General features: G+C 41.9%; 13 protein-coding genes. 5 read left to right on the forward strand and 8 right to left on the reverse strand.

Going from position 1 to position 15,721, the window contains the following annotated elements; translation table 11 throughout:
• Positions 1-14: 14 nt before the first annotated feature.
• Positions 15-1,448: a flippase gene (locus Cabys_RS07680; RefSeq protein WP_169833700.1), complete on the forward strand. Its 1,434-nt coding sequence runs from the start codon at positions 15-17 to the stop codon at positions 1,446-1,448.
• Between the two features lie 7 nt (positions 1,449-1,455).
• Here the strand turns inward: Cabys_RS07680 and Cabys_RS07685 are convergent, their stop codons facing one another.
• Together Cabys_RS07685 and Cabys_RS20015 are read right to left on the reverse strand one after the other, a co-directional pair.
• Positions 1,456-2,409: a LamG domain-containing protein gene (locus tag Cabys_RS07685; RefSeq protein ID WP_169313655.1), complete on the reverse strand. Its 954-nt coding sequence runs from the start codon at positions 2,407-2,409 to the stop codon at positions 1,456-1,458.
• A 146-nt stretch (positions 2,410-2,555) separates the two neighbouring features.
• A complete protein-coding gene (locus Cabys_RS20015) occupies positions 2,556-3,782 on the reverse strand; it encodes a TolB family protein (RefSeq protein WP_006929745.1) in 1,227 nt (408 codons plus the stop codon).
• Between the two features lie 305 nt (positions 3,783-4,087).
• Between Cabys_RS20015 and Cabys_RS07695 the strand changes: the two genes are divergently transcribed.
• A complete protein-coding gene (locus Cabys_RS07695; protein WP_006929746.1) occupies positions 4,088-5,203 on the forward strand; it encodes a DegT/DnrJ/EryC1/StrS family aminotransferase in 1,116 nt (371 codons plus the stop codon).
• 29 nt (positions 5,204-5,232) lie between these two features.
• Here Cabys_RS07695 and Cabys_RS07700 read toward each other — a convergent pair whose 3' ends face one another.
• The 5 genes from Cabys_RS07700 to Cabys_RS20630 form a co-directional block, all read right to left on the reverse strand.
• Positions 5,233-5,622: a response regulator gene (locus Cabys_RS07700; protein WP_006929747.1), complete on the reverse strand. Its 390-nt coding sequence runs from the start codon at positions 5,620-5,622 to the stop codon at positions 5,233-5,235.
• Between the two features lie 149 nt (positions 5,623-5,771).
• On the reverse strand, positions 5,772-7,055 hold the full coding sequence (locus Cabys_RS07705; RefSeq protein ID WP_044281257.1) for a glycine--tRNA ligase: 1,284 nt from the start codon (positions 7,053-7,055) through the stop codon (positions 5,772-5,774).
• A gap of 150 nt (positions 7,056-7,205) precedes the next feature.
• Complete coding sequence (gene recO / locus Cabys_RS07710; RefSeq protein ID WP_006929749.1) at positions 7,206-7,955, reverse strand: DNA repair protein RecO; 750 nt, start codon at positions 7,953-7,955, stop codon at positions 7,206-7,208.
• 8 nt (positions 7,956-7,963) lie between these two features.
• Positions 7,964-9,088, reverse strand: coding sequence for an N-acetyl-alpha-D-glucosaminyl L-malate synthase BshA (gene bshA / locus Cabys_RS07715; RefSeq protein WP_006929750.1), 1,125 nt, complete (start codon positions 9,086-9,088; stop codon positions 7,964-7,966).
• Positions 9,085-10,614, reverse strand: coding sequence for a diguanylate cyclase (locus Cabys_RS20630; protein ID WP_006929751.1), 1,530 nt, complete (start codon positions 10,612-10,614; stop codon positions 9,085-9,087). Before Cabys_RS20630 ends, bshA begins: the two co-directional genes overlap by 4 nt.
• Positions 10,615-10,780: 166 nt before the next feature.
• On the opposite strand from Cabys_RS20630, the gene Cabys_RS07730 reads away from it, so the two are divergent.
• On the forward strand, positions 10,781-11,272 hold the full coding sequence (locus Cabys_RS07730; RefSeq protein WP_006929752.1) for a hypothetical protein: 492 nt from the start codon (positions 10,781-10,783) through the stop codon (positions 11,270-11,272).
• On the opposite strand, the gene Cabys_RS07735 is transcribed toward Cabys_RS07730, so the two are convergent.
• Complete coding sequence (locus tag Cabys_RS07735) at positions 11,269-13,923, reverse strand: hypothetical protein (RefSeq protein WP_006929753.1); 2,655 nt, start codon at positions 13,921-13,923, stop codon at positions 11,269-11,271. The genes Cabys_RS07730 and Cabys_RS07735 overlap by 4 nt on opposite strands.
• A gap of 212 nt (positions 13,924-14,135) precedes the next feature.
• On the opposite strand from Cabys_RS07735, the gene Cabys_RS07740 reads away from it, so the two are divergent.
• Both Cabys_RS07740 and panD read left to right on the forward strand, forming a co-directional pair.
• Positions 14,136-15,083, forward strand: coding sequence for a 1-aminocyclopropane-1-carboxylate deaminase/D-cysteine desulfhydrase (locus Cabys_RS07740; protein ID WP_006929754.1), 948 nt, complete (start codon positions 14,136-14,138; stop codon positions 15,081-15,083).
• A 265-nt stretch (positions 15,084-15,348) separates the two neighbouring features.
• On the forward strand, positions 15,349-15,720 hold the full coding sequence (gene panD, locus Cabys_RS07745; protein ID WP_006929755.1) for an aspartate 1-decarboxylase: 372 nt from the start codon (positions 15,349-15,351) through the stop codon (positions 15,718-15,720).
• The last annotated feature ends 1 nt before the right edge of the window (position 15,721 follow it).

Here is a 15,721-nt window from a genome sequence, read left to right on the forward strand (position 1 = left end):
TGAAATCACAATTCTTGCGTATTGGTAAAAATTCAATCATATATAGTTTTGGAAATGTGTCAGCAAAATTAGTCGGTTTTATTTTATTACCAATTTACACGCAATATCTAACTATTGCTGATTATGGCGTACTTGCAATACTTGAAATTACTGGACAGTTTTTAAGTTCAATTTTCGATCTGGGATTATCTTTTGCTTTAAATCGCTGGTACTGGGAAGAGGAATTTAAAAACAGACAGAAAACATTATTCTTTACAATATTTTCTACTCTTGTTCTGGTAGGAAGCGGATTGCTTATTTTATTACTCTATTTTTCAGACTTTTTAGCCGTTGTTTTATTTTCTGCTGGTAAATATGGCTTATTAATTAAGTTAATGTCAATTACGGTCGCCTTAAATATTTTAAGTCGTTCCATATTAAATCTAATGCGTATTCAAGAGCGTTCAACGCTTTATGCGGTATCAAACCTTGCTCGTTTTACGGTGAATTTGGTGCTTACAATTTATTTTGTGGTTAATTTAGAAAAGGGTATTGCAGGCATTTATTTAGCTCAAATTGTGGGTTTTCTGGTATTCTTTTTATTTTTGACGAAATATTTTCTTCAAAATGTTCGGTTTAAATTTGAGAGAAAAGTATTAAAAAGCATGTTAGCCTTTGGCTTACCAATGGTACTAACTTCAATTGCAGGCATTATATTGTCGATCACCGATCGTTACAGTCTAAAATTTTTAGCGGACTTGAATGATGTTGGGATATACTCATTTGCATTTAAAATAAGTAATAGTATCAAAGTATTTATTGGGCAATCCATTAGTTGGGCTTTAACGCCGGTCATGTATAAAATGATGTCGAGTAAAGACAATGTTCGATTTTATTCAAAGACACTTACGTATTTTACATTTATTTTAATTTTATTTGTATTTATTTTGTCCTTATATGCAAAAGAATTGATTGTTCTGATTTCTCGCTCAGAACAATATTATCCTGCATATCAAATTGTACCAATAATCTCTTTTGCTATACTTTTCGGTTTGCTCCGAAATATTACAGCGATTGGAATTAATATTAAGAAAAAAACAAAAATTACAGCCCTGGTTATCACTTTTGTGGCAATTCTAAACATTGGTTTAAATATTCTGTTGGTCCCGTCATATAAGGCAATGGGCGCAAGTGTTGCAACGTTGATTTCTCAAATTTTGGCATTTGTTCTGATTACGCGCTATTCGCAAAAATTGTATCCTGTTACTTATGAATTTTACAAAGTGGCCGCAATTATTCTAATAAGCGCAGGATTGATAACAATTTCGTTTTTCTGGAATGAATATTCATTGCTAATTCGTCTTACGTTTAAATCCGTGTTACTTGTACTATTCCCTATTTTGCTGATAGGATTGAAAATTGTCGACGTAAAAAATTTATCAATGTTTAAAGAGAACACAAAACAATAAACTCACCTTAATTTTGAAATCCATTCTGATAAATATCAATAACTTCTTGAGAGGAGAGGGCATAACCCAATATTACAAAGTCATCTATTTTACCGTTGAAAAAGCGTGAGGGATAACTGCCAGGTGGTGGTACCACTCCCAAAATTATTGGCGCTTCATTATGATAAAGTTTTCCGGAAAAGTTAGCATCTTTCACTAATTTTCCGTTAAGATAAAGCCTAACAGTATATTTGGAGATAACACCGACAATATGATACCAGGTTTTTGGTAAAATGCTTTCATAAACCGTTAGAAACGTTAACGAATCGCTGTTATCGTAAACGTTAAATTTAAAATTAAACGGTGGCGTTTGGCTTTGAATTAGAAAGCTGAAATCTCTTTTTAAACTGGTATCAAATGATTTGAAAATTAATCCCTCATTATCCATCCAACCCGGCGTCTCGCGAATGTAATCATTATTCTTGTAAAACCAGAAAGCAATGGTTTTTTCGTCCAGATTGTATATGTCAAGGTGCGGAATTTCAAGATAGTCGTCAATGCCATCAAAGTTGACAGCCTGGCCAAATTTGCCCGGTACAAAGGTCACGCCCCCATGATCCAGCGCATTGTTTTGAAAAGCGCTCTGGTCGTTTAAATGCCCATCAAAAGGAAAGTAGGCAATCAAATCTGGATGGGTGTCGCCCCAGGTTACTATGATCCGCAACGAACCGCTCACTGGATTCAGTTGTAAGTAAACCGGGGTAATGATTCCAGGCGCAATGTAAACGGTGGTGCTACCGCTGTAGATGACAGTTCCATCAGCATCCAGAGCATTTACGGTTAATGTCCAGGAACCGGTTGGAATGCCATTAACTTCGGCAACGGCGTAGCTGTCGGCAATGGTAAATTGAAAACGAAGCGTGTCCTGCTCGTTGGCTAATATGCCTTCAATGGCGGAAACTTCACGGGGGGCTTGTCGCATGTCCATTTTTAAATTTAAAGAGCCTGGAGGTGTTGGCTCCTGTTCAACAAGACCCGGAGAATTGGTTTGACATGCGCTAAAAAGTCCCAGAATGAAGAACACTAAAATTAAGGCAAGCCCTCTCATAATTCACCTCACTTTAATTTTTACCAGAAAACGGGCCGGGCATACCAGAAATATTCACGACCGGCTGTAATTTGTGTTAAATTATTTGTATTCGTATTAAAACGAAAAAGTTGTCTGTCTTTATGTTCCGGTCCTACGATCACAGAAAAAATAACGTCGGCTCCGTCATACGAGAACGCAGGATAGGTCGGTTGCCCCAGTTGACTGACATCGATTTCTTGTTCCTGATGGGTGGTCAGATTGTGAATGACCACGGCCTTGTAGGAAGAATCTAAAGAAATTTTCGTGTAAACCATCTGTTGTCCGCTACGGTTAAATGAAGGAAATTCGCAGTGAAAATCACCAGCAATAACCGGTTGATTCTGGCTCCCATCATGTTTGATGCGGTAAATTTGAAATCTGCCATTGTGGTTTACATGATAGTAAATCCAGTCGGAGTTGGGAGGAGTAGCCGGATATTTCTTTTTACTCGTGTCACTCAGGATGGTGTGGAAATCCTGACCATCAACATTAACCGAAGCCAACTGCCAGAGATAGGAATAATCGCCAAAATATTTGTAGTCGAATAAAATGCGGTTTAACGGACGAGAATAGAAAAGAAAATTGGCATTGACTCCCAGAGAAGCAATAAACTTTACGTTATGCGTGGATAAATCAAATTCGCAAAGTTCATCCCCGTTTCTTAAAAACATAAATTTATCACGTTGGTCGTTAATCCACATGGGATATCGTCCGTCAATCAAATCGAAAATTTTAGAACCATCTTCCTTCATGAGTAAAATGCGCCAGTTGTCGGAAGCATTGAGGGCCATTAAAAGCATCATGTTTTGCGGAACGCCGCCCCAGCTTACGGTTATGTCAATTCCTCCGAATATTTTTACCAGGTTTAGAAATACAGGCGTAATTTTACCCGCTTCTACAAAAACATAAACCGAGCCAGAATATTTTCGATTGCCGCTCCCATCATAAGCATCCACTTGCAAATACCATTCCCCGTTTTCGACCTCATTAATGGTTGCATAAGCCAGCCCGTCCACAATCTCAAAATCAAAAAAGATCGTATCGTGGTCGGCTCTGGCTAAAAAACCTTTTAAATAGGCCACCTCTGCAGGCGCCTTTTTCATGTCGATCGTTAGCGATAGCTGGCCGGCTTCAAAATTAACCGGATGGTCGGTGTTGGTGGTCATTTTAGAACAAAAGGTCAAAAATAAAAAAACGAGAATCACCAACGAGGAAAAACGTTTCATCTTTTTATTCTCCCGTGCGCGTAAATCAAAATGAGGATTCAGTACAAGTTAAATATAGTATTTTCTGAAATCAAGCTAAATTTCAATTTTTATCATTAAAATCGTACTATTTTAATGTTGTTTATTAAACCTGAATTAAAAAAGCGCAATGTTTCCTGTTTCAACGTTTTCACCTTTTTCGGTGAAAGTCTTCTGGGGATTTAAATGAACAATGAATAAAATTTTAATTGCATGTTGTTGCAAAAATAAACTAAATTCACCATTTCTCAAAGACCAAAATTCAAACAAAATTAAAAGGACATATTATGCAGGTACCATTATTAGATTTAAAGGCACAGTATCGAACGATTAAGCACGAAATTGATCCGGTGGTGCAGGAGGTTATCGAATCGCAATATTTTATTCTGGGGCCAAAGGTTGCCGAATTCGAAGAAGCCGTTGCCAATTATTGCCAGGCTAACTATGCGCTCGGCGTTTCTTCCGGTACGGACGCCCTGTTAATCGCTTTAATGGCCATTGACATTCAGCCTGGCGACGAGGTTATTACCACCACCTATTCCTTTTTTGCCACGGCCGGTTCCATTGCCCGTCTGCACGCTAAACCAGTTTTTGTTGATATTGATCCCCAAACCTTCAACATCGATCCGGCAAAAATTGAAGATAAAATCACCGAAAAGACCAGGGCCATCATTCCCGTTCATCTGTACGGGCAAATGGCGGACATGGATCCGATCATGGAAATCGCCCGCAAGCACAATCTTTACGTTATCGAAGACGCGGCGCAGGCCATCGGCAGCGAATACGTTGACGGCCGGCGCGCCGGCTCGATCGGGCACATCGGCTGCTTTTCCTTTTTCCCCAGTAAAAACCTGGGCGGCTTTGGCGACGGCGGATTGGTGACCACCAATGATGAAAAATTGTACGAAAAGTTGAAGTATTTGCGTAATCACGGCGCGCACCCCAAATACTACCACAAAATGATCGGCGGAAATTTTCGCCTGGATGCCCTGCAGGCTGCCGTGCTTAACGTTAAGCTAAAACATCTGGATGAATGGACCGCAGGACGGCAGAAAAATGCGGATTTTTACGACCAGGGAATCGAACAACGAGCCTTGCAAAAATATGTAACCCCGCCTGTGCGCAAAGAGGGCTACCGGCACATCTTTAATCAGTATATTCTGCGCGCGCAAAAAAGGGATGAATTAGTACAGTACTTAAAAGAGCATCAGATCGGTTGTGAAATTTATTATCCGGTAACCTTTAATAATCAGGAATGTTTTAAATATTTAGGCTACGGAAAAGGCGATTTCCCTCTTGCAGAAAAAGCGGCGGACGAGACCCTGGCCATTCCCATTTATCCTGAATTAACTGACGACCAGAAAAACTATGTACTGGATACGATTTTAAATTTTTACAAGTAACTCTACAGGCGTAAGCTGGTGAAGAAGGCTTACTTCATCAGCTTACTTACTCTGTTTATCAATTCTTCCAGCTGCGGCACGGTGTAAGGTTTTTCCAGAACGTCAAAAATATCCAATTCTTTAAGGGCTTTCTTCTCTTTAGTCTCGGAAATCCCCGAAGAAATAATAATGGGCACATCAGAGTCAACGGCGCGGATTTTTTCATAAAATTCTTTGCCATTCATGTCTGGCATGAGTAAATCGACAATGATTAAATCGATCTCATCTTTTTTGTCCAGGAAGATTTTCAAGCCGTCCGATCCAGAGTTAGCGACAAGTACTTTATGCCCCAAATAAGTTAAAATTTCTGAGGCCAATTCAAGCACCATAAATTCGTCGTCAATCAGCAGAATATTCAATGGTATCTTAGAAGCAGCCAAATTCTACTCCTTACCTTGGCATTTGATTAAACCATAGAACTATCCATCCAACAAATGGAAAATTGTCGATAAACTTTACTTTAATAAAGTTTAAATCGACGATTTGATATTAAAACTTTAGAAATAAAAAGCCGGAGATCGCTCCGGCTTTAAGCTTTTAATCTCTCGTCGAGGTAGGTTTTAACTTCTTTGATATGTACGCGTTCCTGCTGCATGGAATCGCGTTCGCGAACCGTAACGGTCTGGTCTTCCAGAGTTTGAGAATCGACCGTCACACAGAAGGGCGTTCCGGCTTCATCCATTCTTCGGTAGCGTCGCCCGATGGAGCCGGCGTCGTCATAAAAAATACGATAATCGCCGCGTAGGTCATCTACAATTTGCTTGGCGATTTCGGGCATGCCGTCGCGTTTAACCAGGGGCAGCACCGCCGCTTTAATGGGGGCGATGGCCGGCGCCAGCTTCAATACCACGCGCTCTTCTTCTTCGGTGTAAGCGTCCACCAGGCAGGTCAGCAGAGTGCGGTCACAGCCCACGGAGGTTTCAATGATGTAAGGAATAAACCGCTCTTTGGTCTGGTCGTCAAAATAGCGCAGGTCTTTGCCCGAAAATTCCTGATGGCGGCTTAAATCGAAATCGGTACGGTTATGAATGCCTTCGATTTCGTTCCAGCCGAAGGGGAATTCGTACTCAATGTCAAAGGCGGCCTTGGCGTAGTGCGCCAGTTCATCGGGCGCGTGCTGATGGAAGCGTAATTTTTCCTGCTTTAATCCCAGCCGCTGGTACCATTTCATACGTTGCTCTTTCCAGTATTCGAACCATTTTTCGTCTTCGCCAGGTTTTACGAAATACTGCATTTCCATTTGTTCAAATTCACGGGTGCGGAAGATGAAGTTTCCGGGCGTGATTTCATTACGGAACGCCTTGCCGATCTGCGCAATGCCAAAGGGCAGTTTTTTGCGGGCGGCTTCGCGCACATTATGAAAATTGACGTAAATACCCTGGGCCGTTTCCGGGCGCAAAAAAACCACATTAGCCGAATCTTCCACCGGCCCCATAAACGTTTTGAACATCAAATTGAACTGGCGGATTTCGGTAAAAGAGTCGCGGTTGCCGCACACCGGGCAGGGCTTTTCCAGATCGACCTGATCGGCCCGAAAACGCGTTTTACAAACCTTGCAGTCAACCAGCGGATCGGAAAAACCGGCCACATGGCCCGATGCTTCCCACACTTTGGGATGCATTAAGATGCTGGCGTCCAGTCCTTCGATGTCATCTCGTTCGTAAACCATCGATTTCCACCACAACTCTTTGATGTTTTTTTTCATTTCCACGCCCAGAGGACCGTAGTCATAGCAGGAATTAATACCGCCGTAAATTTCGCTGCTCTGGAAAATAAATCCGCGGCGTTTTGCCAGTGAAACCAGTTTATCCATTACTTTATTTGCATTTTTAGCAGCCACAGAGCCTCCTTGTAAAATTTTTTTTATTTGTGTCAAATTAAGTGCCAAATATAAGGGATTTGCGTTAAAAACTCTAAAAAAAATTTGAGCGCCCGGCTAAAACACAGGAGTTGTTCTGTCAATTCAGGCGATTAAATTTAAAGATTCCAGTTTTAGCCGGTGTCCCACATGGATATTCAAATATTGCAAGAGCATGGCCGTGAAATCCACGCTAAAACCGAAGTCGGTGGTCAATTCGTGGATTCTTCTGTAAGGATATTGCTGAAGCCTTTGTAAAAAGCTGATGTCGTTTTCATTTAATCTCAGATTCTGAAACGATGAGTCGGCGCAGGCCATGCATACCAGACCGCCTTTTTTAAGCAAAAAAAACGCCCCCTGTTTAAAGTTCTTTTTATGGCAGAAAAAGCAGGCGCTAAAATCAGGTTTAAACCCAAGATATGAAGAGAACTTAAGCAAAAAATACCAGAACACAATGAGCGGTTGTCTGGCAAGCGAGACGGAGCGGATCATTTGTTCAAGAAAATCGAAAAAGATTTCGTCCTTTTGCCCGGCTTGCAGAACTTTTTGAATCATTTCCAGAATGGCCAGAGCGTAGGGCAGACGCTTAAGATCAGCCTTCAGCTCCGAAAAAGGATCCAGCAAATCGGCCGAGGTAATAATTTGCAGATCGCGCGTTTCCTTTTGAGCAATTACAACCTGAACCAGGTTCAAGGTCTCCAGTCGGCCGGCCAGAACGCTGTTTTTGCGGTAAACACCACGCGCGATGGCTTTGATCAGCCCTAATTCTTTTGTGTACAGCGTGACGATTTTACTCGTTTCATGCCAGCGAATGGACTGTAGCACCAATGCTCTGCTTTTGATCAGTTCCGACATTAAACGACCTATTCCCGATTAAGAACCTGTTCGTAGAAATTTAAGTAAAGGGGCGTAATATTATCAGGATGAAAATTTTCGAAAGCAATTTTTTTGGCATTAATGGCAAATTGTTCACGCAATTCCGGATCGAAGCGCAGCATCTGAATCTGTCGAACATATTGCTCGATTTGACCGACCGGCACAATAAAACCCGTTTTACCGTCGATGTTTACTTCCGGAAGTCCGCCAGCATCGGAGGTTACACAGGGCACGCCGCAGGCCATGGCTTCCAGAGCGGCCAGCCCAAAACTTTCGCTTTCGCTGGGTAAAAGAAATAGATCGGAGTTTAATAAAATATCGCTAACCCGGTCCTGCTTGCCCAGAAAGGTAAAATATTGTTTTAGATTCTTTTCATGAACCATGTATTCTACCAGAGAACGTTCGGGACCGTCTCCCACCATGTAAACCAGAACGGGAAAACGGCGAACCAGCTGCTCAACAATCAAAACGATATCTTTTACTCTTTTAAGCGGACGAAAATTAGAAATGTGACAGATGATGAACGGTTCGTCTGGTGTGTGTTTTTTGATGGATATCGGTTTGTCTTGCAATTCTAAAAAATTAGTAGGGATAAAATTGGGAATAACGTGAATATCCTTTGTAATAGTAAAGGCCTGTCTGGTTTCCATGGCCAGATATTCGCTAACCGAGGTAACGCCGTCGCTTTTATTGATGGAGTGTTGAACAGTCCGTTTAAAAGAAGGGTGCTGCCCGACGAGCGTAATATCCGTTCCATGCAGCGTTGTAATCACCTTTAGAGAGCCGTCTTCAAGAATATCGCGCGCAAGGCAGGCGCTGGTGGCATGGGGAATGACGTAGTGGGCATGAATAATATCGAGCTGAACATTTTCGGCCACTTCCACAATTTTAGAGGCCAGCGCCAGCGAGTAGGGCGGATATTGAAAAACAGGATAATCCACCACTTCTACTTCGTGAAAGTACAAATTTTTATGAAAACGGTTCAGGCGGTAAGGAATGGCGTAAGAAATAAAATGGACTTCATGACCGTCCCGCGCCAGATAAATACCCAGTTCCGTGGCCACCACACCGCTGCCGCCATAGGTTGGGTAGCAAGTGATTCCTATTTTCATTGCAAAATTTCCCTTTCCACCCAGGAGTCATAGGCTTTAACCTGGTTGCGTCCGTGTCTTTTGGCGTAGTACAGGGCCGCGTCCGCCTTTTTGGTTAATTCTTCTGCAGAGTTTGCGTCTTCTGGAATGGTTGCCACGCCGATGCTGACCGTGACTTTACCCATGGGCTGAATCTCTTCGTGATCGAAATACGTGTTTTCGATGGTCTCTCTAATACGCTCTGCCACCACGGTGGCGCCCTTTTTGGAGGTGCCTGGCAAAATGATGGCAAATTCTTCTCCGCCGTAGCGCGCTACAATATCGTTTTCACGAGCGCTCTGGCGCAAAATGACGGCAAACTTCTTAAGCACCTCGTCGCCGGCCGGATGCCCCAGAGTATCGTTGTAGTTTTTAAAATTATCAACGTCTAAAATTAAAAGAGAAAGTTCGGTTTTCATACGATTATGGCGGATGACTTCCTCGTTTAAACGCAGTTTAAAATAACGAAAATTGTGCAGGCCGGTCATGCCGTCGGTGTAAGAAAGCTGCTTGATTTCATCATAGAGCAGAGCATTGGCAATGGAAATGGAGATGATATTGCTTAAAATACCCAGATGCTCCCATTCTGAACGATCCAGCGGGCGTTTGGACAAACGTTGCCCCAGAGCAATGAGCCCCACGATTTTGTTTTTCACCATAATGGGGGTGATGAATTCCAGCCCCAGATTTTTTAACTGTTCAAGGGCGGATGATTTACTCTTTAATTCCAGATTGAGGGCCTCTATAGATTTGGGCATGGGTTTTTTGTTTAGCATTTCGATAAGCGGATCGGTACGGTGGAATACCAGGCCCATTAGCTCCTTTCGATGGAATCCTTTGGAATTAATGGGTTCCAGTAAATCCGGTTTTACCTTGGAGGTTAAAAGAAAAATCGCATTTTTACACGAAAACTGACCGACCAGGGTAAGTAAAACGGAATTCACCAGACGATCAAATTCCAGAATGGAGTTTAATTCAATGGAAATTTCAAAAAGAGAATTTAGATTGAAAACATTTCGTCGCAATTCCTGATTTTTTTCCAGAAGCTGCTGGTAGAGCTGGTTAATTTGTTCATTGGCCTGTTCTAATTCTCTGGTTTTATTTCTCAAATTTTCGTTTAAATTTTTAATGCGTAAGGCCGTGTCGATTCGAGCTTTTAATTCATCCAGGTTAAAAGGTTTGGTCAGGTAATCGTCGGCGCCCAGGTCAAGGCCGGTGATAATATCTTCAGTACCGCTTTTGGCCGAAATAATAATGACCGGCGTGTAGTCTTCCGAACTATTGGAGTTTTTGATGATCTTTAAGGCCTCCAGACCGGACATGCCGGGCAGCATCAGATCAAGCAAAATAAGATCGGGTTTTTCTTGTTCCATTAATTCCAGCCCTTTTTCGGCATTTTCACTGCCTAAAACCTGAAAGTCATCTTCTTCCAGAAAGCGCGTCAGGATAAGAAGCATATCCTTATGATCTTCGATAATCAGAATTTTTTTGTTTTGATTAGTATTCATGTTTTCCTGCAGATAGATCAGTTAAACGATTCATTTAAAATAATAAAAATTAATTCCAAAACTATCAAATTTATTCCAACGGATAAAAAAATTTCCTTTCTTATCCCAACATGTGTAAATTTTGGCCACGGTAAATTTAAGTACCATCAATTGCCCGGGTTAAATTATGATTAATTTACTATCGTCAAAGTTTCGCAATATTTTTAATTTTTTTCGAACGCTGATTGTTTTAACGCTTTTTTCGCTGGTCATTGTGTTTTGCGATAAAAATAGTACGAACGGCGAGAAAGAGATTGTATTTCCGGAAACCGGTGTCAGTTTCTACGAACATGTTCAGCCCTTATTCGACCGTACATGCGGTTTTGAATCCGGCTGTCATTCCCCTTCGGACGAACCGACCAGCCGCAAACAGTTAACCTATTCTATCCTGGTCACCAAATCGCTTCTGCTTAATTTTACCCTGAGCAGTACCGGTGAAAAGTTGATTGATCTAAACATTCATCAAAAAAATCCCGACATCGCTCCTTTGTATTTAATCCTTGCCGTGGGCTATCCACGGGAGCAGGAAGATTTAATGCCTCCCATTCCCAGAGAACCCCTGAATCAGAATCAGCTAAACGGCATTTTGCAGTGGATTAAAGAAGGCTGCCCCGATTAAACATTGGTTTTTATGACAAATTTTTTGTAAAGACGGATGCGTAAAGGCCCTTTTAACGTATAACCTGTGGTGGGCGTTAAAACATGAGCGCCGGCAATGCGTGGACGACTTAAGATGAGCTCGATCTCATTTTCACCGTTCTTTAAAAATTTGGAGAGCTTAAAATGAAAGGGCGGATACCAGCGCATGCCGACCGCTTTTGAATTAATACGCACATGACACATGTGCAGCACAGCGCCCAGGTCCAGAAGATATTCAAAATCCGGTCGGAACTGTTTAAGCATAAACGTATTCCGCAAGCTGATCGTCGACGTCTGCGGATCGACCGCCAATTCAAGGTCCTGTAGATGAATCACCTTTTTTTGCGCATCTATTTCTAAAACCCAGTGATCTTCTGGTAAAATCAGGGGCAGGTGCTGCTCTGTGATCATCAGGCTGGTGGCAATCTGGTCGTGATCATTTTCAAAAAGCACATCCACGGGGCCCAATTGTTCCTGAGCCAAAGCGAGAATAAAGGTCTCCTCATCCGGCGCGTCGATTAAAAAGTCCTGGCTGCTGCAAAATGAAAGATGCCATAGGTTGTCTGTGGGCGCTTCTTTGGGAATCAAAAGCAGTCTGCTTTCCCATGGAGCAAACTTCAATGGAATTTCCATGACGTTCTCAAAGGTGTTCCAATAGTAAACCGGCGTTTGCTCTCTGGATTTAAAATTCCACTCATAAGGTTGCCTTACCAGTTGAGATTTAAGTACAAAGCGATTGGTTTGGTCTTTCAAGATATTGGTTAAAAAGATAAAGTAAAAATTTTGCGTTTCTTTCACTTTGATAAGAATATTCTGTCCCTCAACAGAAATAATATCCTGTTGAAGGTAAAAGGTTAAAAAGGTATTTAATTCTTTAAGATGAGGAATAAAATAGCTTTTGCCGCCGGAATCATCCTGAATAAACGAAACACTGTTCGAGCCCTCATCGGCCAGCCAGAGCCGCGCTTTTAATTTTTTGAATTTTTTTTGCTTTTCTTTTAATTCCACCCGGCCGGGCAGCGCGCTAAAGGCGGCGATGTGACCTCCCTGTTTAAAATAGTGGAACAATTTTTTTAGAACGCGATAGGGAATGGTGCGAATGGCCGGCAGGATGATCAAATCAAAGGCCTTTTGATTGAAAAGAAGGTGTTTGCCTTCAATCTTACAAAGCGTCGCCGAGCTGAACTGATCGAAACTGATTAATTCAAATTGGATGGCGCTACTGGAAAGAAGTTCAATGCTTTTGAAATATAGGGCATTATCCTGATCCAGCGAGGGCATCAGCATTAAAATTTTAGCGGTTGGCATCCCCTTATTTAAAAAATTGATCAGTTGGTTCAGGTATTCGATTTGCAGCTGGAGAAAATCCGGATCGAGCTGAAAGTGCGCGCCGATTTTTTCAACATTTAACCAGAACCGGGTCGCGCCGGCCTGAGCTAAAAGATCGAAATAGATTTTGTGTTCCACTGCAGATAATGCCGGCTCCGATAGGGAAGAAAACAATGCCGAGATTTCGGTCTGATTATTGGCAAAGCCTTCTGCAGCCATTTGTTTGATGGCGCCAAAGCTTTGCCAGAAATAGGGCGTGTTTATTTGAAAACGGTTGAAATCAATTGACAGGAGAAATTGGTTATCAAGCGGTAAAATGTCAACCAGCGAAGAACTGACACGGACTAAGTAATTTACTCTGGGCGCAATAACTTCCAGCCGTGAACGCAAAACAGAATTGAAAAATCTTTTAAAAACGATTTTAAGAAAAAAATTGTCCACAGAGTGGCCGGCATTCAAATAGTAGTAATAGGCAATGGTCTTTTTCATCCCGTTCAAAACATTTTCCAGAGAGGGCGAATACGAAGCCTTGTTAATCTGTTGCGTTACCTCGAACATTTGATCCAGAGCATAAAATATACTTTCGATGCGCAGGGGAAGCCGGTCGAGGCTTTGTTTGTATTGCTTTTGCAAAGCAGCCAGCGCCGACGAGTCAAAATAATTCAGATAAAAACGGTTTTCAGAATTAGACGAAAAAAAGTAAGCCCTCAGAACAATGATGGCGGCGCTGTCGGGCGGGGCGTCATAATCTTTTATGGTTCCCGTTTGCCGGTCAAAATAAGCGGTTATTTCCTCTATTTGCGTGTCAATATTGCCGTTCTCTGCGTGTTTAATCAGAAAGATAGAATCCACATCTTCTGCCATGGGAATGCAAATTCTGGAAAGGTCCGAAGGCGTTTTGAGCGAATAAATTTCCGGCTTTTCGCCCCAGAAATGAAAAACAGGAAAACCCAAAATCTGGTGGCGTTTAAAATAGTGTACATTACAAAACAACGATTTAAGGAGATATTTGCGGTTTTTCACGGGATCAGACGCAAAAAAACGAACAAAATCCGGTAAAAATAAGACAGAAATCTTAAAATCTTTAAACAGGCTTATTAAGGTCAGTTCGGCTTTTAAGAGTTTTTCCAGAGTGAGCAGGGGAGCGGCCAAAATAATCGATTTAATACCCAGCGATTTGAGTTGCAGTAAAAAAGAACGGAACGTTTCGGCCTTTATGTGGGAATCAAGAACGATTTTTACAGCAAAAATCTCCGAGACATCCTTACCATTATTTAAAAGCGCGGGTATTTTCCAATGCATTCGGCCAGGCCCTTAATGTTGTGTAATATTTTTAAAATATTTATATTCTCATCTGAGTTCACTCTAAAAAAAGTTTTTATCATGTGGATTAACGCAGCCTCAAAGGGCGGCGTTGTTTTTTTGTTCTTCGACTGTCCCGGAAGGAGAGAGCGTTCTCAGAGCGAACTCACCAATATCTTAATAATTTAGAAAATAAAAGTAAAGAATAAAATATGAAATATCCCAAACATCTTCATTTTACGCAATTGAATACTCCTCTGGTAAAATTAAAAGATCATCCTTTTGGTTATCAGCTTTATGTTAAACGCGATGATTTTACCGGTATTGAATTATCGGGTAATAAGGTAAGAAAATTAGACTTTTTATTGCAAGAAGCCCTGACAAAAGGGGCAAAACGTGTGATAACCTGCGGCGGCGTACAATCCAACCATTGCCGGGCAACCGCCTACATGGCAACTAAACTTGGTTTAAAAACCACCCTCGTGTTAAAAGGCGAAGAACCTGAAAATTTTATTACCGGCAACTTTTTGTTGAACCGGATCATCGGAGCCGATATTCACTTTATTTCTGAAACAGCTTATCAGCATGTGGATGAGTACATGAGCGAGTTAGCCGGTCGTTATTCAGAAAAAACCTATGTTATTCCGGAAGGCGGTTCCAACGCCCTGGGCGCCTGGGGCTATGTGAAAGCCTTCGACGAAATCACGCAGCAACTGCCAGAGGCGGATGCCATTGTGGCGCCCACCGGCAGTATTGGAACACACGCTGGTTTGTTGTTCGCCAGATGGCTGAAAAAACATCCCTGCCAGATCGTTTCGATTAATGTGTGTGACACGGCCGATTTTTTCCGGCAAAAGCTTTTGCATCTGGCGCTGGATTTTAAGTTACAGTTTGCGCCGCAGATGACCATTTATGAAGATGACATTCATATTGTGGATGGCTTTGTGGGTACGGGATACGGCCAGGTGACGGAACGTGAAATTTCCAAAATTAAAGAGGTAGCCCAAAAATACGGTTTTTTGCTCGATCCGGTGTACACGGTTAAGGCCTGGATGGGGCTGGAAATGTTATTAAAGGAAGGAAAATTGCCCGGCGAAAAGATTGTTTTTCTGCACACCGGCGGCATTTTTGGTTTGTTTGCCCATGGCAATCGGTTTTGATTTATCTAGCCCGGACGGAGAGCGAGAATCTGACAATATTATTTCCGTGCCGCTTAAAGTGGAATTTTTCTCTTTATGATCGATTGGCCATTGGTTGTTTGCCGGAAAAAAGTTGGCGCTTAAGCAGCAGAACGCGCATTTCGTTTTAATGGACGAACCGTTCAACAACAATTGTAAGCTTATCAAAAACAAATATTGCACAATCAATCTTAATTCGTTAAATTTGCTTTTCTAAGTAAAATCAAATAAATAAAGTTAATAGAAAATGGAACGCATATTTTTTAAATCAAAAATACATCGGGCTACCGTAACAGATGCCGACCTCAATTACGAGGGCAGTTTGAGCATTGACCCTGATTTAATGGCCGCGGCGGATATTTTACCCTACGAAAAGGTGGATGTGGTTAATATAACAACGGGCGATCGCTTTACAACTTATGCTATCAAAGGCAAACCTGGCAGCGGCGAAATTGGCCTTAATGGCGGCGCCGCGCGTAAAGGTCATGTGGGCGATCTGGTGATCATCATTACGTATGCCAATGTGCCCGAAGAAGAAATTGAAAAGCACAGGGTAAAAGTCGTTTTAGTGGATGAGCAAAACCGTATTAAGTCTGTTCACGAAGATACCATCAAATAAA

The sequence above is a fragment of the Caldithrix abyssi DSM 13497 genome (genome assembly GCF_001886815.1).
Classification (GTDB): Bacteria; Calditrichota; Calditrichia; order Calditrichales; family Calditrichaceae; genus Caldithrix; species Caldithrix abyssi.